The organism is Streptomyces bottropensis ATCC 25435 (assembly GCF_000383595.1).
Taxonomy (GTDB): domain Bacteria; phylum Actinomycetota; class Actinomycetes; order Streptomycetales; family Streptomycetaceae; genus Streptomyces; species Streptomyces bottropensis.
The window spans coordinates 2785814-2810878 of sequence record NZ_KB911581.1; the positions used below are offsets into that span (position 1 = coordinate 2785814).

22 protein-coding genes are annotated in these 25065 nt (G+C 74.1%); 15 read left to right on the forward strand and 7 right to left on the reverse strand.

The window, feature by feature from the left end:
• Positions 1–92: 92 nt before the first annotated feature.
• The 10 genes from STRBO_RS0112195 to STRBO_RS0112240 all read left to right on the forward strand — a co-directional run bounded on the left by STRBO_RS0112195 (position 93) and on the right by STRBO_RS0112240 (position 10851).
• Positions 93–1505, forward strand: coding sequence for a phytoene desaturase family protein (locus STRBO_RS0112195; RefSeq protein WP_005482270.1), 1413 nt, complete (start codon positions 93–95; stop codon positions 1503–1505).
• Positions 1506–1599: 94 nt separating this feature from the next.
• A complete protein-coding gene (locus STRBO_RS0112200; RefSeq protein WP_202499267.1) occupies positions 1600–2595 on the forward strand; it encodes an SCO3242 family prenyltransferase in 996 nt (331 codons plus the stop codon).
• 31 nt (positions 2596–2626) lie between these two features.
• Entirely contained in the window at positions 2627–3475 is an 849-nt protein-coding gene (locus tag STRBO_RS0112205; RefSeq protein WP_005482272.1) for a sugar phosphate isomerase/epimerase family protein, read from the forward strand.
• Positions 3476–3537: 62 nt separating this feature from the next.
• Positions 3538–4359: an EboA domain-containing protein gene (locus STRBO_RS0112210; protein WP_005482273.1), complete on the forward strand. Its 822-nt coding sequence runs from the start codon at positions 3538–3540 to the stop codon at positions 4357–4359.
• A 50-nt stretch (positions 4360–4409) separates the two neighbouring features.
• Positions 4410–5264, forward strand: a complete 855-nt coding sequence (locus STRBO_RS0112215) for a TatD family hydrolase (protein WP_005482274.1) — start codon at positions 4410–4412, stop codon at positions 5262–5264.
• Between the two features lie 11 nt (positions 5265–5275).
• Positions 5276–6442, forward strand: a complete 1167-nt coding sequence (eboE, locus tag STRBO_RS0112220) for a metabolite traffic protein EboE (RefSeq protein ID WP_005482275.1) — start codon at positions 5276–5278, stop codon at positions 6440–6442.
• On the forward strand, positions 6439–7851 hold the full coding sequence (locus STRBO_RS0112225; RefSeq protein WP_005482276.1) for an alkaline phosphatase family protein: 1413 nt from the start codon (positions 6439–6441) through the stop codon (positions 7849–7851). Before eboE ends, STRBO_RS0112225 begins: the two co-directional genes overlap by 4 nt.
• Positions 7848–9032, forward strand: a complete 1185-nt coding sequence (locus tag STRBO_RS0112230) for a cytochrome P450 (protein WP_005482278.1) — start codon at positions 7848–7850, stop codon at positions 9030–9032. Before STRBO_RS0112225 ends, STRBO_RS0112230 begins: the two co-directional genes overlap by 4 nt.
• 141 nt (positions 9033–9173) lie before the next feature.
• Complete coding sequence (locus STRBO_RS0112235) at positions 9174–9683, forward strand: O-acetyl-ADP-ribose deacetylase (protein WP_005482279.1); 510 nt, start codon at positions 9174–9176, stop codon at positions 9681–9683.
• 271 nt (positions 9684–9954) lie between these two features.
• Positions 9955–10851: a hypothetical protein gene (locus STRBO_RS0112240; RefSeq protein WP_005482280.1), complete on the forward strand. Its 897-nt coding sequence runs from the start codon at positions 9955–9957 to the stop codon at positions 10849–10851.
• A 5-nt stretch (positions 10852–10856) separates the two neighbouring features.
• Here STRBO_RS0112240 and STRBO_RS0112245 read toward each other — a convergent pair whose 3' ends face one another.
• Positions 10857–11225 (reverse strand): ArsR/SmtB family transcription factor, encoded by a 369-nt coding sequence (locus tag STRBO_RS0112245; RefSeq protein WP_028796612.1) that lies wholly within the window; start codon positions 11223–11225, stop codon positions 10857–10859.
• A 57-nt stretch (positions 11226–11282) separates the two neighbouring features.
• On the opposite strand from STRBO_RS0112245, the gene STRBO_RS0112250 reads away from it, so the two are divergent.
• From STRBO_RS0112250 to STRBO_RS0112260, 3 genes are all read left to right on the forward strand, one after another.
• Positions 11283–13232, forward strand: coding sequence for a heavy metal translocating P-type ATPase (locus STRBO_RS0112250; protein ID WP_020114252.1), 1950 nt, complete (start codon positions 11283–11285; stop codon positions 13230–13232).
• A 182-nt stretch (positions 13233–13414) separates the two neighbouring features.
• A complete protein-coding gene (locus tag STRBO_RS0112255) occupies positions 13415–14899 on the forward strand; it encodes an AlkA N-terminal domain-containing protein (protein WP_005482288.1) in 1485 nt (494 codons plus the stop codon).
• A gap of 37 nt (positions 14900–14936) precedes the next feature.
• Complete coding sequence (locus STRBO_RS0112260; protein ID WP_005482290.1) at positions 14937–15440, forward strand: methylated-DNA--[protein]-cysteine S-methyltransferase; 504 nt, start codon at positions 14937–14939, stop codon at positions 15438–15440.
• 57 nt (positions 15441–15497) lie between these two features.
• On the opposite strand, the gene STRBO_RS0112265 is transcribed toward STRBO_RS0112260, so the two are convergent.
• Positions 15498–16199, reverse strand: a complete 702-nt coding sequence (locus STRBO_RS0112265) for a response regulator (RefSeq protein WP_051085349.1) — start codon at positions 16197–16199, stop codon at positions 15498–15500.
• Positions 16196–17449 carry a sensor histidine kinase gene (locus tag STRBO_RS0112270; protein WP_005482294.1) on the reverse strand — a complete coding sequence of 418 codons (1254 nt, stop codon included), beginning with the start codon at positions 17447–17449 and terminating at the stop codon, positions 16196–16198. Before STRBO_RS0112270 ends, STRBO_RS0112265 begins: the two co-directional genes overlap by 4 nt.
• Before the next feature lie 234 nt (positions 17450–17683).
• Here STRBO_RS0112270 and STRBO_RS0112275 point away from each other — a divergent pair, with 234 nt between their 5' ends.
• On the forward strand, positions 17684–18472 hold the full coding sequence (locus tag STRBO_RS0112275; protein ID WP_005482296.1) for a class I SAM-dependent methyltransferase: 789 nt from the start codon (positions 17684–17686) through the stop codon (positions 18470–18472).
• 23 nt (positions 18473–18495) lie between these two features.
• Here the strand turns inward: STRBO_RS0112275 and STRBO_RS0112280 are convergent, their stop codons facing one another.
• The 4 genes from STRBO_RS0112280 to STRBO_RS0112295 form a co-directional block, all read right to left on the reverse strand.
• Entirely contained in the window at positions 18496–19230 is a 735-nt protein-coding gene (locus tag STRBO_RS0112280) for an SIR2 family NAD-dependent protein deacylase (protein WP_005482298.1), read from the reverse strand.
• Between the two features lie 69 nt (positions 19231–19299).
• Positions 19300–21609 carry a protein kinase domain-containing protein gene (locus STRBO_RS0112285; RefSeq protein ID WP_005482301.1) on the reverse strand — a complete coding sequence of 770 codons (2310 nt, stop codon included), beginning with the start codon at positions 21607–21609 and terminating at the stop codon, positions 19300–19302.
• A 457-nt stretch (positions 21610–22066) separates the two neighbouring features.
• Positions 22067–22558: an NUDIX domain-containing protein gene (locus STRBO_RS0112290; protein ID WP_005482302.1), complete on the reverse strand. Its 492-nt coding sequence runs from the start codon at positions 22556–22558 to the stop codon at positions 22067–22069.
• 65 nt (positions 22559–22623) lie between these two features.
• The gene (locus STRBO_RS0112295; protein ID WP_020114254.1) at positions 22624–23721 is read right to left on the reverse strand and encodes an ADP-ribosylglycohydrolase family protein; all 1098 of its coding nucleotides are present in this window, start codon (positions 23719–23721) and stop codon (positions 22624–22626) included.
• A gap of 183 nt (positions 23722–23904) precedes the next feature.
• On the opposite strand from STRBO_RS0112295, the gene STRBO_RS0112300 reads away from it, so the two are divergent.
• Complete coding sequence (locus STRBO_RS0112300; RefSeq protein WP_051135882.1) at positions 23905–25062, forward strand: glycerate kinase; 1158 nt, start codon at positions 23905–23907, stop codon at positions 25060–25062.
• The last annotated feature ends 3 nt before the right edge of the window (positions 25063–25065 follow it).

The window sequence follows — 25065 nt, forward strand, 5'->3', positions numbered from 1 at the left end:
GGGCATATCCTGAGCGCAGGTCTGTCCGCGGGCGGGGATTCCGTCGGCGGAGTACGGCCATCGACTGACGAAGGGGTCCGGACGTGCCGTCGATGCTCGACGCGGTGGTGGTGGGGGCGGGGCCGAACGGCCTGACGGCTGCCGTGGAGCTGGCCCGCCGCGGCTTCTCCGTGGCCGTGTTCGAGGCGAAGTCCACCGTGGGCGGGGGCTCCCGCACCGCGGAGCTGACCCTGCCGGGCTTCCGCCACGACCCGTGCGCGGCCGCGCACCCGCTCGGCGTCAACTCGCCCGCGTTCAAGGCGATGCCGCTGCACCGTTACGGCCTGGAGTGGCTGCACGCGGAGCTGCCCATGGCGCACCCCTTCCCCGACGGCTCGGCGGCCGTGCTGTCGCGCTCGGTGGGGGAGACGGCCGCCTCGTTCGGTCCACGTGACGCGGGCGCGTACCGCAGGCTGGTCGAGCCGTTCCTGTCCAAGTGGGACACGCTCGCCCGGGACTTCATGTCGCTGCCGCTGTCCGCGCTGCCCCGCGACCCGGTCACCCTCGCCCGGTTCGGGCTGGCCGGGCTGCCGCCGTCCACCTGGCTGATGCGCCGCTTCAAGGACGAGCGGGCCAAGGCGCTGTTCGCCGGCCTCGTCGCCCATGTCATCGCCCCGCTCGGCGGCCTCGCCACCGGTGCGGTGGGGCTGGTCTTCGCGCTGGCCGCGCACGCCGGGGGCTGGCCGGTCGCCCGGGGCGGCTCGCAGGCCATCGCCGACGCGCTCACCGCGTATCTGAAGGACCTCGGCGGCACCGTCCACACCGACTACGAGGTCAAGCGCCTCGACGACCTGCCGCCCGCGCGCGCGTACGTCTTCGACACCTCGCCCACCGCGCTGGCCCGGATCGCGGGCTTCGGCGGTCACTACGAGCGGTACCGCTACGGTGCGAGCGTCTTCAAGCTCGACTACGCGCTCGACGGCCCCGTGCCGTGGACCGCCGAGGAGGCGCGCCGTGCCGGGACCGTGCAGGTCGGGGCGAGCAGCGCCGAGATCGGCGCGGCGCTCGACGCGGCCTCCCGCCACGGCCGGGCGCCCGACAGGCCGTTCCTGATCACCGTGCAGCCCAGCCTGGTCGACCCGAGCCGGGCCCCCGAGGGCAAGCACGTCTTCTGGGCCTACGGGCATGTGCCCAACGGCTGGACGGGCGATCTGACCGACACCGTCGAGCGGCAACTGGAGCGGTTCGCCCCGGGGTTCCGCGACCGCGTCCTCGCGCGCGCCACCGCCGGCCCGCCCGAACTCGCCGCGCACAACGCCAACTACGTGGGCGGCGACATCGCCTGCGGCGCGGCTTCCGGACTCCAGCTGCTGCTCCGCCCCAAGCTCTCGCTCGCCCCGTACAGCACCCCGCACCCGGCCGTCTTCCTCTGCTCCTCGGCGACCCCGCCCGGCCCCGGCGTGCACGGCATGTCGGGACACAACGCGGCCAAGGCGGTCTGGCGCAGACTGCGGCAGGAACGCTGAGATGCGTCCGGCGCACCGGGTGATGTCACGAACCGACAAGGATCTTCACGTTTTCCCCATGTGAATGTTCAAGTCACCCGGGTAAGTTGCCGCCATGAATGATCGGAGTGCGTTACCGGACTCCGGCTCGCGGCCTGCCGTGGGCCTCGCCGACCTCGCACAACTCGTGCGCGCACCCGCCGCCCTGAGCGTTCCGGGCGACGTGCTCGCGGGTGCCGCGGCGGCGGGACACCCGCTCGGTGCGCGGACGTTCGGTGTGATGGGCTCGTCCGTCTGCCTCTACTGGGCCGGCATGGCCCTCAACGACTACGCCGACGCCACGATCGACGCGGTAGAGCGTCCCGAACGCCCCGTCCCGTCGGGCCGGGTCCCGCGCCGCACCGCCCTCGCCGTCGCCGGAGCCCTGACCGCCGGGGGCCTCGCGCTCGCCGTCGCCGCGGGGGGCCGCCGGAGTCTGCTCGGGGCGCTGCCCCTGGCCGGCGCCGTCTGGGCGTACGACCTGAAGCTCAAGTCCACCCCGGCGGGCCCGGCCGCCATGGCCGGCGCGCGTGCCCTGGACGTCCTCGCGGGCGCCCTGGCCGCCGGGCGCGGCGGGGAGCGTGCGACCTCGACCGGTACCGCCCTGCTGCGCGGTGCCGTCCCCGCCGCGCTGATCGGTGCCCACACCTACACGCTGACCGCGCTGAGCCGCCACGAGATCTCGGGCGCCCCCGCCCGGCTGCCGGCCACGACCCTCGCCGCCTCCACGGCCACCGCCCTCGCGGCGGTCCTCCCGGCCGTCCGCACGGCCGTCGCCCACCGTGCGGGGCGCGAGGGGACCGCCGGCGTGTCACCCTCGGCCGCGGCCCGGACCGCCGTGGTCACCGCCGGGGCCCTCGCCTACCTCGGCAGCTACGGCGCGGCCCAGGCCCGCGCCGTACGGGAGCCGTCGGGCGAGAACGTACGGCGGGCCGTCGGGGCCGGGATCCTCGGTCTGATGCCCCTGCAGGCGGCGCTGACCGCACGGAGCGGTGCCACGGCCGCGGCGGCGGCCCTGGGTGTCGTCCACCCCCTCGCGCGACGGCTCGCGCGACGCATCTCCCCCACCTGAACAGCACGGACCTCTACGGAGGAAAGCCGACATGACCCCGCCCCCCACCCCCCTCAGATTCGGCTACGGCACCAACGGCTTCACCAACCACCGCCTCGCCGACGTCCTCGCGGTCCTCGCCGACCTCGGCTACGACGGCGTCGCGCTCACCCTCGACCACGGCCACCTCGACCCCTACGCGCCGGACCTGCCCCGACAGGTGGACGCCGTCGCCCGGGACCTGGCCCGGCACGGACTCGACGTGACGGTCGAGACCGGCGCCCCCTATCTCCTCGACCCCTGGGGCAAGCACCACCCGACCCTCATGGCGGACGGGGCCGAGCGCAGGATCGACCTGCTCCGGCGGGCCGTCCGCATCGCCGCCGACCTCGGCTCGCCCACCGTCCACCTGTGCAGCGGCCCCGCGCCGGACGACGGACTGCCGGAGCGGGACGCCTGGAAGCGGCTCGCGGCGGGCGTCGAGACCGTCCTGGACACGGCGGGGGAGTACGGCGTCTCGCTGGCCTTCGAACCCGAGCCGTACATGTTCGTCGACACCGTGGAACGGTGCCTGGAACTGGCCGAGTTGACCGGCGGACACGAACTGTTCGGGATCACCCTGGACGTGGGGCACGCACACTGCGTGGAGGACCGGACGGTTCTGGAGTGCGTCCGCCTCGCCGCCCCACGCCTGCTGAACGTGCAGATCGAGGACATGCGCCGGGGAGTCCACCAGCACCTCGAACTCGGCGCCGGCGAGATCGACTTCCCACCCGTACTCGCCGCCCTCCAGGACCTCGACCACCGGGGACTGGTCAGCGTGGAGATCCAGGGCGGCTGCCTCGACGCCCCCGAAGTGGCCCGTCGCTCACTGGACTTCCTCCGCGCGGCGACGGCCTGACCCGACCCGGCCCGACGACCACCCCCCTCAAGTCCTCCCACCCCTCAAGAGGTCGTTCCGTCATGCTCTCCACCGCACTGCCGAACGCCGCGTCACCCGATCCGGCCGAACCCCCCGACCCCCCCGATCCCCGAACCCTCCTCGCCCGGCACCCGCTGGACGCGGCGGCCCGTGCCTGGCTCGACGAGGCCGTGGCCCGGGTCGCCGACCGGCCCGCCGCGATCCGCGCCCTGTTCCCCGTCGTCCGACGACGCTGCGGCCGCGCCCCGCTGGACGCGCGCCTCACCGTCGACGAGGCCGCCCGCGCCGTGCTGCTCACCGCGCTGCCGCTGGGCGGACAGCCGCTCGCCGACGAACTGGCAGGTCTCTTCCGCCACGGCGACCCGGCCGAACAGCGGGCCGTCCTGCGCGCCCTGCACCTGTTCACCGACGCCGAGGGCGGCGGCACCGGCCGCGAACCCCTCGGCGATCTCGCCCTGCCGCTCGTCCGCGAGGCGCTGCGCGGCAACGACAGCGGCGTCGTCGAGGCCGCCCTCGGCCCGTACGGCGCCGCCCGCCTTCCCGATGCCGAGTACCGGCAGGCCGTGCTCAAGTGCGTCTTCCAGGAGATCCCGCTGGACCGGATCGCCGGACTCGCCACCCGCGCCGACGCCGAACTCGCCCGCATGCTCGCCGACTTCGCCCACGAGCGGGTAGCAGCCGGACGGGACGTACCGGCGGACATCTGGCCCGTCGTCGGCCCCTTCCCCGCCGCCGGAGGGCTGGCCGACCGGCTCACCGCCGAGACGCGGGCCGCCGCGCCCGACCGCCGCGAGGCCGCCGACCGCGCCCTGCGAGCCCTGAACCGGGCCGCGGCCCGCGCCCGGACCACCACCGCCCCCTGAGCACACCGCGTCGCACCGCCCACGGAACAACCCGAGACAGAGGCCAGCACGTGCGCATCTTCGACCCCCACATCCACATGACCTCCCGCACCACCGACGACTACGAGGCGATGCACGCGGCCGGAGTGCGCGCCGTCGTCGAGCCGGCCTTCTGGCTCGGCCAGCCCCGCACCTCGCCGGAGAGCTTCTACGACTACTTCGACGCCCTGCTCGGCTGGGAGCCCTACCGGGCCGCCCAGTTCGGCATCCAGCACTTCTGCACGATCGCGCTCAACCCCAAGGAGGCCAACGACCCGCGCTGCCGGCCCGTGCTGGACGAACTGCCGCGCTATCTCGCCAAGGACCGGGTCGTCGCCGTCGGCGAGATCGGCTACGACTCGATGACGCCGGAGGAGGACGAGGCGCTCGCGCTCCAGCTCCGGCTCGCGATCGAGCACGAACTGCCCGCCCTCGTCCACACCCCGCACCGCGACAAGGTCACCGGCACCCGCCGGACCCTGGACGTCGTACGGGAGTCGGGCATCGCCCCCGAACTCGTCGTCCTCGACCACCTCAACGAGCTGACCGTCGGCATGGTGCTCGACAGCGGCTGCTGGGCCGGGTTCTCGGTCTACCCGAGGACCAAGATGAGCGAGGACCGCATGGTGACCATCCTCCAGGAGCACGGCGCCGAGCGCATGCTCGTCAACTCGGCCGCCGACTGGGGCCGTTCGGACCCTCTCAAGACCAGGAAGACCGCCGACGCCATGCTCGCCGCCGGGTTCGACGACGACACCGTGGACCGGGTGCTGTGGCGCAACCCCGTCGCCTTCTACGGGCAGAGCGGCCGGCTGGACCTCGACGAGCCCAAGCCGGACGAGGAGTCGAGCTTCCAGGGCAACTCCGTCCGGCGCGGCGGCGAGTGAGAGGACGGACCATGCGCTTCCGGCACCCGGACGGCACCGCCGTCCACCTCGGCTACTGCAGCAACGTCCATCAGGCGGAGGACCTCGACGGCGTCCTCGCCCAGCTCGCCGGCCACGCCGAACCGGTGCGCGAGCGCCTCGGCGTCGACCGGCTCGGCATCGGCCTCTGGCTCGCCCGCGACGTGGTGACTGAACTGGTCGCCCTACCGGGCGAGTTGAAACGCCTCAGAGACGAACTGGCGGCTCGCGGACTGGAGACCGTCACCCTCAATGCCTTCCCCTACGCCGGGTTCCACCGGGAGGTGGTCAAGAAGGACGTCTACCTCCCCGACTGGGCGGACGAGGCCCGGCTGAGCCACACCCTCGACTGCGCCCGCCTCCTCGCCGCCCTCCTCCCGGACGACGCCGCGCGCGGTAGCGTCTCCACCCTGCCGCTGGCCTGGCGCACGCCGTGGCCCCCGGACCGCGCCGACACCGCGCGCCGCGCCCTGGACCGGCTCACCGCCGGGCTCGCCGAGGTCGAGGCGGACACCGGCCGCCGTATCCGGGTCGGCTTCGAACCGGAGCCCGGCTGCGTCGTGGAGACCACCGCCCAGGCCGTCCGGGAGCTGCGCGGCCTCGACCCCGAGCGGCTCGGGGTCTGCCTCGACGCCTGCCACCTCGCCGTGCAGTTCGAGGAACCCGGCGCCGCCCTGCGACGCCTCGCGGACGGCGGGCTGCCCGTGGTCAAGCTCCAGGCGTCCTGCGCGGTCGAGGCCGCCGACCCGGCCGACCCCGCCGCCCACGCTGCCCTGCGGCGCCTCGCGGAGCCCCGGTTCCTGCACCAGACGCGCACGGCGACGCGGCAGGAGGCGCCGGACGTGCGGGGCGTCGACGATCTGCCCGACGCGCTGGACGGGGGCCTGCCCACGGACACCGGCCCCTGGCGCGTCCACTTCCACGCCCCGCTGCACGCCGACCCCGAACCGCCGCTGCGCACCACCGCCGACCAGCTGACCCAGGTCCTGGCCGGGCTGCTCGGCGGGGCCTCGGCCGACTGCGACCACATCGAGGTCGAGACCTACACCTGGTCCGTCCTCCCCGAACCGCCCACCGACCTGCCCGGCGGCATAGCCGCCGAACTCGCCTGGGCCCGCGACCGGTTGACCGGCCTCGGCCTTGAGGAGGACCACAAGTGAGTGTCCGGACCAGTACCCGATCCCACCGGCTCGTCGTCCTCGACATCGTCGGTCTCACCCCCGCACTGCTCCGTCACATGCCCGCCGTCGCCGCCCTCGGTGAGCGCGGCTTCCGCGCCCGGCTCGACCCCGTCCTGCCCGCCGTGACCTGCGCGGCGCAGTCCACGTTCCTCACCGGCGAACCGCCCTCGGGACACGGCGCGGTGGGCAACGGCTGGTACTTCCGGGACCTCGGCGAGGTGCTGCTGTGGCGCCAGCACAACGCGCTCGTCGGCGGCGAGAAGATCTGGGAGACCGCCCGCAGGGCCGACCCCGACTACAAGGTCGCCAACATCTGCTGGTGGTACGCGATGGGCGCCGACGTCGACCTCACCGTCACACCACGTCCGGTCTACTACTCCGACGGCCGCAAGGAACCCGACTGCTACACCTGGCCGCCGTCCCTGCACGACGAACTCACCGACCGCTTGGGCCCGTTCCCCCTGTTCACCTACTGGGGCCCCAACGCCGGCATGCCCTCCACCCAGTGGATCCTCGGCGCCGCCCGCCAGGTCTTCGACGAACACCACCCGGACCTCACCCTCGTCTACGTCCCCCAGCTCGACTACGAACCGCAGCGCTCCGGCCCCGACTCCCCGGCCACGCTCCGCGCCGCACGCCAACTCGACGACGCCCTGCGCCCGTTGATCGACCACTTCCTGAGCGAGGGCGCCACCGTGGTCGCCCTCAGCGAGTACGGCATCACCCCCGTCTCCCGCCCCGTGGACATCAACCGCGCCCTGCGCCGGGCCGGTCTGCTCCAGGTGCACACCCAGGACGGCATGGAGTACCTCGACCCCTGGACCTCACGGGCCTTCGCCGTCGCCGACCACCAGATCGCCCATGTGTACGTACGGGACCCGGCCGACACGGCGGAGGTCGCCAAGCTCCTCGCCGAACTCGACGGCGTGGACGAGGTGCTGGACGACGCGGGCAAGGCGGCCCACGGCCTGGACCACGAACGCTCCGGCGAACTGGTCGCCCTCGCCGACCCCGACGCCTGGTTCACCTACTACTACTGGCTCGACGACGCACGCGCGCCCGACTTCGCCCGCCAGGTCGAGATCCACCGCAAGCCCGGCTACGACCCCGCCGAGCTGCTGTACGACGAGACGGTCCCCGCGGTGAAGCTCCGCGCCCTCGGCCAGGTCGCCCGCAAGAAGCTGGGCTTCCGCTACCGCCTCAGCACGGTGCCGCTGGACCCCTCCGGCGTCAGCGGCAGCCACGGACGCCTCCCGGCCGACCCGGAGTACGGGCCCGTACTGCTGTGTTCCACAGGCGAGTCGGCCCGTGAGGCGTACGCCGCCACCGAGATCAAGTCCCTCCTGCTGGAGCTCGCGGGACTGCGTGAAGAAGGGCGATCCGCATGACCACCCACCCTCCCCTGCCCACCCTCCGCCCGCTCCTCGACCCCGCGCCCGAGTACGCCAAGTGGCGTGCCGAGGAGCCGATCCGCCGGGTGACGGTCTGGGGCGACACCACCCCCTGGCTGGTCACCCGGCACGAGGACGCCCGCACGGTCCTCGCCGACCCGCGCTTCAGCGCCGACTCCACCCGCGCCGGCTTCCCCGGCTTCCGCCCGCAGTCGCCGCCGCGGGCGCCGGGACAGTTCTTCATGATGGACCCGCCCGACCACACCCGGCTGCGCCGCGTCCTGCTCCCCGACTTCACCTTCCGCCGCATCGGACGACTGAGGCCGGCGATCACCCGGATCTGCGGCGAACTGCTCGACGCGATGACGGCCGCCGGCGCCGAGGGGGCGGATCTGGTCGAGGCCTACGCCATGCCGCTGCCGTCCCTCGTCATCTGTGAGCTGCTCGGGGTGCCGTACGAGGACCACGACTTCTTCCAGCGGCAGGCACGGTCCTTCAGCAGCCTCGCCTCGGGGCCGCAGGAGATGCTCGCCGCCCGCCAGGCCCTCCACACCTACCTGGGCGAACTCCTCGTCCGGCGCACCCGCGAGCCCGCCGACGACCTCGTCTCGCGGCTGGCCCGGGACCGGGTGGCGACCGGCGAGGTGAGCGCGGCCGAGGCCGTCGGGATCGCCTCGCTGCTGCTGGTGGCGGGTCATGAGACGACCGCCAACATGTTCCCGCTCGCGGTCGTGGACCTGCTCCGCCACCCCGGACAGCTCGCCGCCCTGCGCGCGGACCCCGGCCTGTGGCCCGGCGCGGTGGAGGAACTGCTGCGCCATCTGACCGTCGCGCACTCGGGGCTGCGCCGCATCGCCACCGAGGACGTGGAGGTCGCGGGCGTCCGCATCCGCGCGGGCGAGGGCGTGATCGTGGCGGTCCACGCCGCCAACCGCGATCCGTCCGGTTTCGCCGACCCCGACACCCTGGACGTCCGCCGCGACACCGCCGGCCATCTGGCCTTCGGCCACGGGCTGCACCAGTGCATCGGCCAGTCGCTCGCCCGGGCGGAACTGCAGGTGGGCCTGCCCGCCCTGTTCGACCGCCTGCCGAACCTGCGCCTGACCGCACCGCCGGAGGACTTCGCGTTCACGATGAGCACGACCCACGGGGTGCGGTCGTTGCCGGTGAGCTGGTAGGTCGCCGAGCCGGTGGGCCGAGGGCCGGTGGTGCGCTGGGCCGACAGGGCGGCGAGCCGGTGGTCGGCCGGGTCGCGGGCCCGTCGGGGCACCGCCGAATCGGGGGGCCCGTACGGCTCCGCGGCTGATATAGAGGCGGGCATGACGACCATCACCCTCGTCCGGGGCGACATCACCCGGCAGTCCGTCGACGCCATCGTGAACGCCGCGAACTCCTCCCTCCTCGGCGGGGGAGGAGTGGACGGCGCCATCCACCGGCGCGGCGGCCCGGCCATCCTGGCCGAGTGCCGCAAGCTCCGCGCCTCCCACTACGGGCGGGGCCTGCCCACCGGCCAGGCCGTCGCCACGACGGCGGGCGACCTGGACGCGCGCTGGGTCATCCACACGGTCGGCCCGGTCCACAGCCAGAGCCTCGACCGCTCCGCCCTCCTCGTCTCCTGCTACCGCGAATCCCTCCGCGTGGCCGACGAACTCGGCGCCCGCACGGTCGCCTTCCCCGCCGTCTCCGCCGGTGTCTACGGCTGGCCGATGGACGACGCGGCCCGTATCGCCGTGGAGACCGTCCGCACCACGGAGACCTCGGTCGAGGAGGTCAGGTTCGTCCTCTTCGACGACGAGGCCTACGCGGTCTTCGCCGCACGGACGAGCTGACACCGGCTCACATCGGCGCGCCCGCAGCGGCGCCGAGCGCGCGGCGGGTTGCGTCGCACGGTCCGGCGTGTCGTGCTGCCGCACTCCGACGGACGAACGGCCGGAGTGGTTCGAAGGGAGTGGTACGGAGCCGTACGCAGGAAGAAAAACGCTGGTCAGCGTCGTCGGCGTGGCACGTTGACAGGCCGGGCCCCGGCGCCCTGACCGGTTGCGGCGGGCCGTACCGCCTTCCACGGTGAGCGCAAGGACAGCTGCTTCGAAAGGAACGTGCATGCGCGCCCTCGTCTCCCGTGGTCTCCTTCTGTCGCCCCTGGTGTGCGGGGCACTGGTCTTCGGTCCGGTCGGCACCGCCACCGCGGCCGTCGACGCGGGCCGCACCGCCTCGGACCGCACCTCGGCCGGGGCCGCGGCGGTCCCCGAACCCGATCTGGACGCCCTCTTCGACGCGTTGGACGCGGAGATCGACGCCCTCCTGGCGAAGGAGGAGGCCGACGCGGACGCCCTCGTCGCCAAGGAGATCGCCGACGTGGACGCGCTGCTCGCACGGCTCGACCTCGACATGGACGGGCTGCTGGCGGACATCGAGGCCGACGTGGACGCCGCCACGGCCACGGCCACCGAGACGGAGACGGTGACGGAGACGGTGACGGAGACGGAGACGGAGACGGCCACCGAGACCGACGCCGTCGCGACCGACACGGACGTGCTCCTGGACCAGCTGGACCTGCTCGACCGCATGGACCAGAACGATGTCCTCGCCCCCCTGCTGGACGAGCTGACCACCATCGCCGAGCTGGACTCCGACAGGCTCGACGCGGCCGAGGCCGCCCGGCACGCCACGGCCCTGCGGGCGGCCCACACCGCCGTGCAGAAGCGGCTGCAGAAGCTGAAGACGGCGGCCCCGGCCGGCACCGACCGCACCACCGCGGCGGCCGACCCGGTGGCGGACCTGCTGGCCGCGCTGCGGTCCGCGGTCGACGGCCTGCTCAAGGCGCTGGCCTCGCTCGACCTGGGTTCCGTCCTGGGCGCGGTGACCGGTCTGCTCGCCCCGGTCCTCGGGGTCGTCACCGGCCTCCTGCAGCCCGTGCTCGGCCTGGTCACCGGCCTGGTCGGGGGACTTCTCGGCGGTCTGCCGCCCGTGACGCTGCCGGCGCTTCCGGCGGCGTGAGCGCCTCAGTCCCCGTCGGGAGCGTCGCTGAGGCCCAGCCTCAGGTGCTCCACGTGGAAGACGGCCTGGTCCAGCAGCTCGGCTACATGATGGTCGTGCAGCGCGTACACCACCGAGCGGCCCCGCCGCTCGCCCACGACCAGGCCGAGGTTGCGCAGCAGACGCAGCTGGTGGGAGCAGGCCGACTGTTCCATCCCGACCTCGGCGGCCAACTCGGTCGCCGGGAGCGGGCCTTCGCGCAACCGGGCCAGGATCAGCAGGCGGGACGGGGTGGAGAGGGCCTGGAGGGTGGTGGCCACCTTGGCGACGTTGCCCGCGTCCAGGCGCACGCGAGGGGTGGCGTCCTGCGCTGAGGTGACGGCTCCATGACCCATGGCCCGTATCCTACTCATCGCACATGAAGGCATGAACGAGTCTTCATGTGTTCCTGTATGGTGTGCCGCGTGTCTGCCACCCTCGCCCCGTCACCCGCCCCCCGTTCGTCCCTGCCGACGGCCCCCCGCCGCCGCACCCGGGTCCTCGCCCTGCCCGAGGCGCGCTGGGCGCTGGCCTCGACCGTCGCCTTCCTGCTCGCCTTTCCGCTGGACCTCGCAGGTGCCTCCGCCTGGCTCCACGGCCCGCTCTACGCGATCGCGTACGTGGCCGGCGGCTGGGAGCCCGCGCTCGAAGGGCTGCGGGCGCTGCGGGACAAGAGCCTCGACGTCGACCTGCTGATGATCGTCGCGGCGCTGGGCGCGGCCGCGATCGGCCAGGTCCTCGACGGCGGTCTGCTGATCGTCATCTTCGCCACCTCCGGAGCCCTGGAGGCCCTGGCCACCGCCCGCACCGCCGACTCGGTACGGGGGCTCCTCGACCTCGCGCCCACCACGGCCACCCGGCTGCCGGCGGACGGCTCCGCCGAGGAGACCGTGCCCACCGACCGGCTCGCCGTCGGCGACGTGGTGCTGGTCCGCCCCGGCGAGCGCATCGGCGCCGACGGGCGGGTACTCGAGGGGGACAGCGAGGCCGACCAGGCCACCATCACCGGCGAACCCCTGCCCGTGCCCAAGGCCCCCGGCGACGAGGTCTTCGCGGGCACCCTCAACGGCACGGGAGTGCTGCGCGTCCGCGTCGAACGGGACCCGGCCGACTCCGTGATCGCCCGCATCGTGAGCCTCGTCGAGGAGGCCTCGCGCACCAAGGCGCCCACCCAGCTGTTCATCGAGAAGGTCGAACAGCGGTACGCCGTCGGCGTCGTCGTCGCCACCCTCGCCGTCTTCGGCATCCCGCTGGCCCTCGGCGAGGACCTCACGGCCGCGCTGCTCCGCGCCATGACCTTCATGATCGTGGCCTCGCCCTGCGCGGTCGTCCTCGCCACCATGCCCCCGCTGCTCTCCGCCATCGCCAACGCCGGCCGCCACGGTGTCCTGGTCAAGTCCGCCGTCGCCATGGAGCGGCTGGGCGAGATCGACGTCGCCGCCCTCGACAAGACCGGCACCCTCACGGAGGGCGCGCCCGAGATCACGGCCGCAGTGCCGCTGCCCGGCTCCGGGCTCGACGAGGACGGGCTGCTGGCGCTGGCCGCCGCCGCCGAGCACCCCAGCGAGCATCCGCTGGCCCGCGCCGTGGTGGCCGCGGCCGGCGTCCGCGGGCTGCGGGTGGCCGCCGCCGGGGACTTCACCGCCCTGCCCGGACGGGGCGTGCGGGCGACCGTGGAGGGGCGCGTGGTGACGGTGGGGCGGCCCGGGGAGAGCGAGGGGGCCGACTCCGGCACGGCGGCCGAGGGGACGACCGTCGTCGTCACGCGCGACGGGGAGGCCGTCGGGACGCTCACCCTGGCCGACCGGCTGCGCCCCGACGCACCCGGCGCCGTGGCCGCGCTCGTGGCCGTGACCGGTGGGTCGCCGGTCCTGCTCACCGGGGACAACGCCGGTGCCGCGGCCCGGGTGGCGGCGGACACCGGCATCGCCGACGTGCGGGCCGGGCTGCTGCCGCAGGAGAAGGTGGCGGCGGTACGGGGACTCCAGGACGAGGGCCGGAAGGTGCTCTTCGTCGGGGACGGTGTCAACGACGCGCCCGCGCTCGCCGCCGCCCACTCCGGGGTGGCGATGGGGCGGGCCGGGTCGGATCTCGCCCTGGAGACCGCGGACGCGGTGGTGGTGCGCGACGAGCTGGGCGCGATCCCGGCGGTGGTGCGGCTGTCGCGGGCGGCCCGGCGGCTGGTGGTGCAGAACCTCGTGATCGCCGGGGTGTGCATCGCGGTGCTGGTGGTGTGGGACCTGGTGGGTCATCTGCCGCTGCCCCTCGGGGTGGCGGGGCACGAGGGGTCCACGGTGGTGGTGGGGCTGAACGGGCTTCGCCTGCTGAGGGAGTCGGCCTGGCGCAGGGCCGCGCGCGACTGAGGGGGAGGGCGGGGCGTCGGGTGCCGGCGGGCACGCATCCGCACGGGCCGGTCGCGCGGGCCGGTCGCGCGGTTCTCGCGCTCCCCGGGCGCCCGAGGCCCGCGGGGCACCCGCACCTCGATGTCGGATTCTCGCCAGCCCTCCTTGCTCCCCTCCCCGATGCTGGTGTCATGCGGAACGGGATGCACGATGACACGGAGCGGTGCGTGCGGGCCGTGCGGTCGAAGGACGCGCGGTTCGACGGGTGGTTCTTCACGGCCGTGGTGACCACGCGGATCTACTGCCGGCCCAGCTGCCCGGTGGTGCCGCCGAAGGCGGAGAACATGACGTTCTATCCGAGTGCGGCGGCCTGCCAGCAGGCCGGGTTCCGGGCCTGCAAACGGTGCCGGCCGGACACGAGCCCCGGATCACCGGAGTGGGATCAGCGGGCGGACCTGGTGGCGCGGGCGATGCGGCTGGTGGGGGACGGGGTGGTGGACCGCGAGGGCGTACCGGGGCTGGCGCGGCGCCTCGGGTACAGCTCCCGCCAGGTCGAGCGGCAGCTGCTGGCCGAGCTGGGGGCCGGGCCGCTGGCGCTCGCCCGGGCGCAGCGGGCGCAGACCGCGCGGCTGCTGATCGAGACGACCGCGCTGCCGATGGCGGAGATCGCGTTCGCCGCCGGGTTCGCGTCGATCCGGACGTTCAACGACACCGTGCGGGAGGTCTTCGCGCTGTCGCCGAGCGAACTGCGCGGGCGGGCCACCCGCTCGGCCGGGCAGCGCGCCGACTCCCCCGGCACCTCGGGCGCGCTGAGCCTGCGACTGCCGTTCCGGGCCCCGCTCAACCCCGACAACCTCTTCGGTCACCTCGCCGCGACCGCCGTGCCCGGGGTGGAGGAGTGGCGTGACGGCGCGTACCGGCGGACCCTCCGGCTGCCCTACGGGCACGGCATCGTGGGCCTCACGCCGCGCCCCGACCACATCGCCTGCCGGCTCACCCTCGGTGATCTGCGTGACCTGCCCGTCGCCATCAGCCGCTGCCGCCGTCTGCTCGACCTGGACGCCGACCCGGTCGCCGTCGACGAGCAGCTGAGCGGCGATCCCGTGCTCGCGCCCCTGGTGGACAAGGCGCCGGGGCGCCGGGTGCCGCGTACCGTCGACGAGGCCGAGTTCGCCGTGCGGGCCGTGCTCGGCCAGCAGGTGTCCACGGCCGCGGCCCGCACACACGCGGCCCGGCTGGTCGTCGCGCACGGCGAACCGGTCGACGACCCCGAGGGCGGCCTCACCCGTCTCTTCCCGACCCCCGAGGCGCTGGCGGGCGTCGACCCCGAGACCCTGGCGATGCCCCGCACCCGCCGGACCACCTTCTCCACCCTGGTAGGCGCTCTCGCCGACGGCGAGCTGCACCTGGGCGTCGACAGCGACTGGGCCGAGACCCGTGCCCGCCTCCTGGCCCTCCCCGGCTTCGGCCCCTGGACCGTCGAGGTCATCGCCATGCGCGCCCTCGGAGACCCCGACGCCTTCCTCCCCGGCGACCTCGGAATCCGGCGCGCGGCCCGGGAGTTGGGCCTGCCGTCCACCCCGGCGGCGCTCACGGCCCGGGCGGCGGCCTGGCGGCCCTGGCGGGCGTACGCCGTCCAGTATCTGTGGGCGACGGACAGCCACCCCATCAACTACCTTCCCGTATGAGCCCGTTCAGGGCGGACGCATCTTTCAAGGATCCTTCATGAAGCACCAGGCGTCGCGGAAGCGGCACACGGTCGTCGACAGTCCCTACGGCCCCCTCACCCTCGTCGCCGACGACGACGGTGTGCTGTGCGGGCTCTACATGGCCGAGCAGCGGCACCGGCCGCCGCAGGAGAACTTCGGCCCCCGTGACGACTCGCTCTTCGCCGGGGCGGAGGAGCAGCTGAAGGCCTATTTCGCCGGTGAGCTGCGGGAGTTCACCCTCGAACTCCGACTGCACGGCACCCCGTTCCAGCGGCTGGTCTGGGAGCGGCTCGTGGCGATCCCCTACGGCGAGACCCGCGCGTACGGCGATCTCGCCGACGACCTCGGCAACCCCAAGGCGTCCCGCGCGGTCGGCCTGGCCAACGGCCGCAACCCCGTCAGCATCATCGTGCCCTGCCATCGGGTGGTCGGCTCCGACGGCAGCCTCACCGGCTACGGCGGCGGCGTCGAACGCAAGCGGCGGCTGCTGGACTTCGAGCGGGGGGCGGCCCTGTTCTAGCCCGAGGACGCGGGGGAGCGGGGGAACCGGGGAACGGGAGCGCGTCGGGCGCGGGGATCACGACAGCAGACGGCGTTCCTTCGCCACGGCCACCGCGCCCGCCCGCGTCTCCACCCCCAGCTTGGCGTAGATGCGGCCGAGGTGGGTCTTCACGGTCGCCTCGCTGATGAAGAGGGCCCGCGCTATCTCCCGGTTGCCCAGACCGCGGGCCAGCTGGCCCAGGATCTCGTGCTCACGCTCGGACAACGTGGGCCGTGGGCTGCGCAGTTGGGCCATCAGCCGGTCGGCCACCGGTGCCGACAGCGCGGTACGCCCGGTCGCGGCGTCGCGGATCGCCGCGAACAGTTCGTCGGGCCGCTCGGCCTTGAGGAGGTAGCCGGTGGCTCCCGCCTCGATGGCGCGGCTGATGTCGGCGTCGGTGTCGAACATGGTGAGCACGAGAACGCGGGGCACCGGCGCGGCGGGTGCCTCCGCGTCCTCGGCCGGGCGCGCCGTCAGCCGCCGGGTGGCCGTCACCCCGTCCATGCCGTCGCCGAGTTGCAGGTCCATCAGCACCACGTCGGGGCGCAGGCGGGAGGCCAGCGCGAGCGCCTCCTCGCCGGTGCCCGCCTCACCGACCACCTCGATGCCGTCGGCAACGGACAGCAGCGCGCGCAGCCCGGCGCGTACGACGGCGTGGTCGTCGCACAGCAGGAGCCGCACCGGCGGCCGGGCGACGGGCGACGACCCGGCCGGCCCCGAGGACACCGGCCCGCTCATCGGACGTACTCCCCGGCGGTGTCGCGGACGATCGGCGTACGGGGGACGGCCGCCGACACCACCGTGCCCTCGCCCGGAGCGGACTCCACGGTGAGGGTGCCGCCCGACTGCCGTGCCCGGATGCGCATGGCCGGCAGCCCGTGCCCGCGCTCCCGCCCCGGCACCGCCCCGTCCGTCCCGGTGGCCGTCCGGCGCTCCGCGTCGAAGCCCCGCCCGTTGTCGGCGATGTCCAGCGAGACCTGGTCGTCGAGGCAGGTCAGGGTCAGTGCGGCCCGGGTCGCGGCGGCGTGTTCGCGGACGTTGGCCAGGGCGCCCTGGGCGATGCGCAGCAGGGCCGCCTCGGCGCGTTCGGGGAGCGGGCCGGGGGTGCCGTCGAGGCGGAACTCCACCGTCAGGCCCGGCCCGCTCTCCCGTTCGGCGAGGGCGCCGAGCGCGGCGGGCAGCGAGCGCTCCACGAGGTCGGCCGGGGCCAGGTCGTGCACGAACCGGCGTGCCTCGGCCAGGCTGTGGGAGGTGATCTCGGCCGCCCTCCCGATGTGTCCACGGGCCGCGTCCGGGTCCGTGTCCCAGACGCGTTCGGCGGCCTGGAGCAGCATCCGCTGGCTGGACAGCCCCTGGGCGAGGGTGTCGTGGATCTCCGTGGCCAGCCGCTGCCGCTCCGCGAGGACCCCCGCCCGCCGTTCGGTGGCCGCGAGATCCCGGCGGGTGCGGACCAGGTCGCCGATGAGGACGCGCTGCCGGGCCGCCTGCCGCCGCAGATGGACGAAGAGGGCGGTGGCGACCGCCGCGATGGCCGGCGGGGCGGCGACCATGTTGGGGTTGACGGTGCCCTCGGACACCCGTATCTCGGCGGCGACCACCAGCGTGGTCAGCAGCACCGCCAACGGTACGGCCAGCCGCGGCGGCAGCGTGTGGAGCCCGGCGAACAGCAGCGGCATGGCACACCAGGTGGCACTCGGCGCGAGCGCGAGCAGGACGACCCAGACCGCCGTCACCGACCCCAGCCAGACCAGATGCCGGGTGGAGGGCCGGCTGCCGGGAGGCGGGGCGGGAGCCGCCAGATGCCCGACGGCGTAGAGGAGCCCGAACACCGCGAACAGCGCCATCACCCAGCCGGCGCGCGTCCCGCCCTGGTCGCGGGTCAGGAACCGGGCGAACGAGGAGCACAGCAGCAGGAAGAACGCGGCGTGCACGACGGCGGCCAGCCAGCGGCCGTCCGGGTCCGTGCGCTCCTGCTCCGGCCAACTCATCGCCCCACCGGCTCTCTCGTCGTGCTCCTCGGGTACTTCACAGGTCGCCCTCCTGTGTCTAACGTGACCGGCTCCCGCCCGCATCAACCGATCGGCTGATACGAGGATCGCCCGAACCGCCCGCGGACCGGAGCCGGTCGACCGAACCGCACACCCCGCCGCCGCCCCGAGGCTGGCAGCACGACCCGAGCCGCCTCGGGACGCGACCTTCGAGTCCTCAGGGAAGGAAGCCCCGTGCCGCCGACCGAGAAGAACCTCACCGTCAACCGGGCCGCCCTCGGCCACCGCGTCACCTACGCCCTGCGCCACCCCGGCCGCGTGCCGCGCCATCTGATCCGCGTGACCCGCGACATGTGGCTGCGCCACCGCCACCCGGACCACATCGACTACTACCGCGCGGTGATGCGCTCCGACACCCGCGCCGACCCGGACGCGGCGGTCGGCAGCCGCAGCCGGGAGAGATGGCTGGCCCTGGGCGCGATGCAGTTCGACTACCTTGTCGGCCACGGTCTGCGCCCCGAGCACCGGATGCTGGAGATCGGCTGCGGCAACCTGCGCGGCGGCTGGCGGTTCATCCGGCACCTGGAGCCCGGCCACTACTACGGCCTCGACATCTCGCCCGACATCCTCGCCGCCGCCCAGGACACCATCGTCGAGATGGGGCTGCAGTCACGCCTGCCCACCCTGACGCCCGTACGCGACCTGACCCTCAGGTTCCTCCCCGACGCCCACTTCGACGTCGTGCACGCGCACAGCGTCTTCTCGCACTCGCCGCTCCACGTCATCGAGGAGTGCCTGTCCCACGTCGGCCGGGTGCTGACCCCGAACGGCTGGTTCGACTTCACCTTCGACCGCACCGAGGGCACGGAACACCACGTCCTGCGGGAGGACTTCTACTACCGCACCGAGACGCTCGTCGCCCTGGCCGAGAAGCACGGACTTCAGGCCCGCTTCATGGACGACTGGGAGGAACTGCCGCACGGCCAGTCCAAGCTCCGCGTCAGCCGCCCCGCCGGGGCCTGAAGCACGGGCGCCCGGCGGCCCGGTCAGCCGCTCGCGGCACCGAGCCCCCGCAACAGCTCCGGCAGCGCGGTCCCGATCGGCTCCCGTACGACCTCGTCCGCCCGGTCGTCGTACGGGGTCGGGTCGGCGTTGACGATGATCAGCCGTGCCCCGTGGTCGGCGGCGACTGCGGCGAGCCCGGCGGCGGGCTGGACCTGGAGACTGGTGCCGACGGCGATGAAGACCTGGCTGGCCTTGGTGATGGCGACGGCCTCGCCGAGCACCACCGGGTCCAGGCGCTCGCCGAACATGACGGTGGCGGACTTCAGGATGCCGCCGCACGCCAGGCACGGCGGATCGTCCTCACCGGCCTCGACCCGGGCGAGGGCGTCCTCCATCGGCGTACGGGCGTGGCACGCGACGCACACCACGGACCGGGCGCTGCCGTGGAGTTCGAGGACCTTGCGGGCGGGCATCCCGGCGAGCTGGTGCAGCCCGTCCACGTTCTGCGTGATCACCCGCACCGGCACCCCGGACCGCTCCAGCTCGGCCACCGCCCGGTGCGCCACGTTCGGCTCCGCCCGCAGCGTCCGGTTCTGCCGCCGCATCCGCCACGCGCGCCTGCGGATCTCCGGGTCACCCATGTAGTACGCGTACGTCACCAGCTTCTCGGCCTCGGGATCGCGCCGCCACAGCCCGTTCGGGCCCCGGTAGTCGGGGATGCCGGAGTCGGTACTGATGCCGGCGCCGCTGAGGAGGGCGACGAGGGGCTTGTTCATGGGGTGAGGGTAGGTCGGGGTTCCGGCCGGGGCGAGCGGATATCGGGGCGGCGCCCCGGCCGCGTGGTGTCAGGGGGCGGGCAGCCCGTACGTGCGGTCGTAGTGCTGGGCGACCAGGACGCCGCTGTGGTCGCAGGCGAGCTGCCAGTCGTTGACTCCGGTCTCCACGCCGTCGGTGAAGTTCCACAGGAGCCGGCCCTTGGCGGCGCCGATCGCGTAGATGCCGTCCCTGTTCTGGTAGGCCGGGACGTAGACGGCGCCCGGGCCCGTGGTGACCGGCTGGTCGATGTTGAGGCGGGGGGTGGGGCAGAACCAACGGCGGGCGCCGGTACCGGCGTTGAAGGCGTACACACCGGCGGGGTCGGTGCCGGTGACGTAGACCGTGTTGCCGTAGCCGCCGAGGGAGGCGAACATGCCGCGCTCGGGCTTCACCCGCCAGCGGAGCTTGCCGGTGGTCAGGTTCAGGGCCTCCAGCTGCCGGCCGATGGCGAACACCGTGCGGTCGAGGACGGCGAGGCCGGGCCGGAGGTCGTAGCCGACGGGGTGGCGCCACACGACACCGGAGTCGTTCAGACTACGGGCGGTGACATTGCGCAGGCCGTCGGCGTAGACGAAGAAGCCGGGGACGATGACCGGCGCCAGCCGGACCCCGACGTCCTCCGGGCTGATGGGGATGACCTCGGCGCGGCGGCCCGCGAGGTCGACACTGAACACCGTGTCCGTGGAGGTCGCGACGCCCTGCTCCTCGGACTGTCTCCTGAGGCGGACGCCGATGACGGAGATGGCCCGGTCGTCGGTGGCGCCGAGCAGCGTGTCGAAGCGGAAATCCGGCCCGAAGTCGATGGTGAAACGTTCCGTTCCGTCGACCGGGTCGACTCCGATCACCGTCGCCCCCTCACCGAGCGCGACCGCGGCGTCGAAGGCCAGCACGGTCGGGGTCGGCGACGGGCTGATGCCCTCGTAGACCCACCGGGGCCGGGTGCCGTCCCGGAGATCGAGGCTGAGCATGTCACCCGGGCGGGTCTTCAGCAGGGCGGTGCCGTCCTCGAAGACGGCGGGCGCCTGGACCAGCGGGCCGCCCCGATAGGTCCACAGCGGCTTGGGGGGCGGGCCCGCGGGCTTCGTGGAGCGCGCGGCCGGCTTCTCCGGCCGGCCGAGCACCACGGCGGCACCGACGGCGGCGGCCGTGGCGGAGCCGGCCGACACGCCCAGGACCGTGCGCCGGGAGACGCCCGGCCGCGACACCGCGCGGCGGTGCCCGCCGGAGGCCCGGTAGGGCTCGGGCTCCTCGGGAGGGGAGTACGGCTCCGCACGGGTGCGGGGCCCGGTCCCCGAGCGCGGTTCGCCGCCGGCACCGCCGGGCGGCGGCTCTTGCGCGGCCCGGCCCGGCTGCCCGGAGCCGTCGTACGGGCGGCCGGACTCCGTCGCCGACGGGCTCCGGGTGTCGCGGGCCCCCTCGCCGTCCCGCTGGAAGTCGTACGCGGCCCGGCTGTGCCGTGCGGTGTGGGCGTCCGGCTCGGTGCCGGTCCCGGCCGAGGGGAACGTGACCTCCGTGTACGGCGCGGTGTCCAGGGTCCGCACCGCCGCCGCGCGCAGTGCGATCGAGGAGGCCACCGACGCGGGCAGCCAGCCGTCCCCCGTCAGCTGCTCCACGCCTCCGGGCGCGCAGGCCGCGGCCAGCTTGTCGGGAGTGATGCGCAGCCGGGGGTCCTTGGTGAGACAGAGGTTGATGATCTTGTCCAGGGGCTCGGGCACCCCGGTCAGATCGGGGGTGCTGTGCACGACCTGGTAGAGGAGCGTGGCCGCCGCGGTGCCGCTGAACGGCGCGTGTCCGGTCGCGGCGAACGTGAGCACCGAGCCGAGCGAGAAGACGTCGCCCTCGGGCCCCAGCGGCTCGCCCGTGGCCTGCTCGGGGCACATGTACTCGAAGGAACCGAAGAGGGCGCCGGAGCGGGTGAGGTCGTAGCCGTCGCTCGCCCGGACGATGCCGAAGTCGATGACGCGCGGGCCGTCGGCGGCGAGCAGCACGTTGGAGGGCTTCAGATCGCGGTGCACCAGCCCGGCGGCCTGCACCGAGATCAGCGCCTCGGCGATGCCGGCGCCCAGCACGAGCACCGACTCCACCGGGAGCGGACCGTGCGCGGCGATCGCCTCGGCCAGGGTGGGACCGGCGATGTAGTCCGTGGCCAGCCACGGGACGGGACCGTCCGGGTCGGCGTCCACCACGGGCGCGGTGTATCGGCCGCCGACCGCTCCGGCGGCCTCCACCTCCCGGCGGAAGCGGATACGGAAGTTCTTGTCCCCCAACAGCTCGGGACGGATGGCCTTGACCGCGACGGTCCGCCCCTCGGGGGAACGCGCCAGATAGACCCGCCCCATCCCTCCTGCGCCGAGCCGGGCCACGAGACGGTAGGGACCTAGCTCCTCGGGATCGTCTGAGCCCAGTGGTTCCATGACCTCAGCTGCCTGTTCGGTGAGGACGGGCGACAATCGGCCCGCGGGCGGGGGGAGACGCACTGCTCCGGGCGGCTCCCGGTGACCGTTCCCCCAGGTGCTCCGGGTCTCCCGGAGCCACGGCCCGCGCCCGGGCCGCCGATCACGGTGTCCCGAGTGCTGCCCCGGTTCCTGAGCGGGACACGAGGCGCCATCGCTCGGACGGGGGTGATGTCAGCCTAGATGCTGGAGTGACGAACGGGCAGCGTTTTCGGCCAGCGCTTTAAAGTTGCATTAAATGTCCCCTCCACTCTTCTCACGTTCTGTACAGGGGCAGTTGACTCGAAGTCAGGTGACTCCTGTCACCAGCCGAGCGCCCCCGCCGTGGCCGGACGTCGTCGGTTCAGCCGACCCGGCAGCCGTTCTCCAACTCGACCGGACCCGTGCCGTCCGCCAGCACGTCGAGGTCGGCGAGCACCCGCGGGCCGAGCACCCCCGGGAGGTATCCGGCGAGTTCGGCGCGCGGGACGAGCCGCCACGACAGCAGCTCCTCCTCCTGCAGACGGATCCGCTTCAGATCCTCCTCGCCGAGCACCCCGCCGTCGTACAGGTACGCCACCAGCGGCGGCCGCCCCACCCCGCGCACCCAGTCCACGGCGAGCAGCCGCCCCGGCTCGACGTCCAGCCCGATCTCCTCCAGCGTCTCGCGCCGCGCCCCCTGCCTCGGACTCTCCCCGTCGTCCGACTCGATCGTCCCGCCCGGGAGCGCCCATCCCTCGCGGTAGTTGGGTTCGACGAGGAGGATCCGCCCCTCGGCGTCCCGGAAGAGGGCGGCGGCGCCGGCCAGGACACGGGGCAGGCTCGCGATGTACGCGGCGAAGTCCGGAGTACTCATCCAGGCAGGGTAGACGGCCCGCGGGGGGCGGGAGATCGGCGCTCGGGGAGCACGACGACCGGCGCTCAGGAGCCGGCGGCCTCGGCCAACCGCACCGTGCGCTCCGCGAGTTCACTGATGCGCACCCCGTCGAAACCGAACACGGCGCTGCGCACGGTGTCCTCCAGGGGGTCCTTCCACCGGTCCGGGATCGCCGCCGCCCCGCACAGCACCCCCGCCACCGACCCGGCGGTGGCTCCGTTGGAGTCGGTGTCCAGGCCACCGCGGACGGTCAGCGCGATCGTCCGGGTGAAGTCGCCCCCGCCGTACAGCAGCCCGGCGGTCAGCACCGCCACGTTCGGCACGACATGGATCCAGCCCAGCCCGGCCGTCTCCTCGCCCACCGTCGTCAGTGTGTCCGCCCAGTCCAGCCCGGCGTCGTGCAGGGCGACGACCCGGCGCACGGTCCGGGCGAGGCGGCTGCCCGCCGGGATCACCGCCTGCGCCTCGTCCACGGCCGCCCGCACATCCGTGGCCGTGAACGCCGCCGCGACCAGCGCCGCCGCCCACATGGCGCCGTACACCCCGTTGCCGGTGTGCGAGAGCACCGCGTCCCGCCGGGCCAGCGAGGCCGCGCGCCGGGGCAGACCGGGGCACGTCCAGCCGTGTACGTCGGCGCGGATGAGGGCGCCGATCCACTCCTGGTACGGGTTGTCGTACGTCGCGGTCACCGGCGGCTTCAGACCCCGGGCGAGATTGCGGTAGGCCGCCCGCTCCGCCGTGAACGTCTGCAGATACGGCAGCCGCAGCAGCCACAGGTCGCCGACCTGCTCGGTACTGAAGCCGAAACCGTGCGTCTCCAGCAGGTGCAGCCCGAGGATCGCGTAGTCGACGTCGTCGTCGCGGCAGCTGCCGTGGATCCGTCCCCGCACACAACTGCGCCACTCCGGCCGCAGCGCGCGCCGGTCGCTCTCGGTGGCCGGCTCCGGGAGGTAGTCCGTCAGGGGAAGGGCCCCGGCCTCGCGGAGGTACCGGTCGATACGCTCCCGCGTCCACAGCTCGCCCTGCTCGACCGGTTTGCCCAGCATGTTCCCCGCGATCCGGCCCAGCCAGCCCCCGAGGACACGGTCGCCGAGTTCGGCCCCCACCGGGGGTGTGAGGGTCGCGGGGCTCGTGGGCGTCATGGTTCAGGTCTACCCACTTCCGGGCACGGCGGCCCGTCCTGCGGTGTTCGGCGGGCGGGACGGGGCATGACGTACGGGTGCCCGGCCGGTTAGGGTCGCAGCGGCGCGACTGCCTTGACGTGCGCAAGGCCCGATGAGCGAGGGGAACGCAAGGTGGCGAACGCCGCAGTGGACGGGATCGGTATGTCCATCGACACGGACACGGACACGGCAGTCCCGCGGGTGCTGATCGCCGCGGACAAGTTCAAGGGCACGCTGACGGCCGTCCAGGTCGCCGAACGGGTCACGGCGGGCCTGCGCCGGGTCCGGCCCGAGCTGGCGGTGGAGGCCCTGCCGGTCGCCGACGGCGGTGACGGCACGGTGGCCGCGGCGGTCGCCGCCGGCTTCGAACAGCGCGAGGTGAGGGTCGCCGGTCCGCTCGGCGAGAGCGTCACCGCCGCGTACGCGCTGCGCGGTGACACGGCCGTCGTCGAGATGGCGGAGGCGAGCGGACTGCAGCGGCTGCCCGCCGGGACCTTCGCCCCGCTCACCGCCTCCACCTACGGCTCCGGGGAACTGCTGCGCGCCGCTCTCGACGCGGGCGCCCGGACGATCGTGTTCGGTGTGGGCGGCAGCGCGACGACGGACGGCGGCGCGGGCATGCTCGCCGCGCTCGGGGCACGCTTCCTGGATGCGTCGGGGGAGCCCGTCGGGCCCGGCGGCGGCGGTCTGCGCGACCTGGTGACGGCGGACCTGTCGGGCCTCGACGAGCGGCTCGCGGCGATCGAACTCGTCCTCGCCAGCGACGTCGACAACCCGCTGACCGGCCCGAAGGGCGCACCCGCCGTGTACGGGCCGCAGAAGGGCGCGAGCCCCGAGGACGTGGCGACGCTCGACGCGAACCTGGCCCACTTCGCGGCCGTCCTGGAGAAGACCCTCGGCGGACGGGCCGCCGAACACGCCCTCGCGCCCGGTGCGGGCGCCGCCGGCGGCATCGGCTTCGGCGCCCTCGTCCTCGGCGCCCGGTTCCGCCCCGGCATCGAGGTCATGCTCGACGTCCTCGGCTTCGCGGCGGCGCTGGAGAAGGCGACCCTGGTGATCACCGGCGAGGGGTCCCTCGACGAACAGACCCTCCACGGCAAGGCCCCGGCGGGTGTCGCGGCGGCCGCCCGCGCCGCCGGCAAGGAGGTCGTGGCGGTCTGCGGCCGCCTGGCCCTCCCGTCGGCGGCGTTGGGGCGTGCGGGCATCCGCCGGGCGTATCCGCTCACGGAGGTCGAGCCGGACGTCCGGCGCTGCATCGCCGATCCCGGCCCGATCCTGGAACAGGTGGCCGAACGGATCGGCCGGGACTTCCTCGCCTGACGG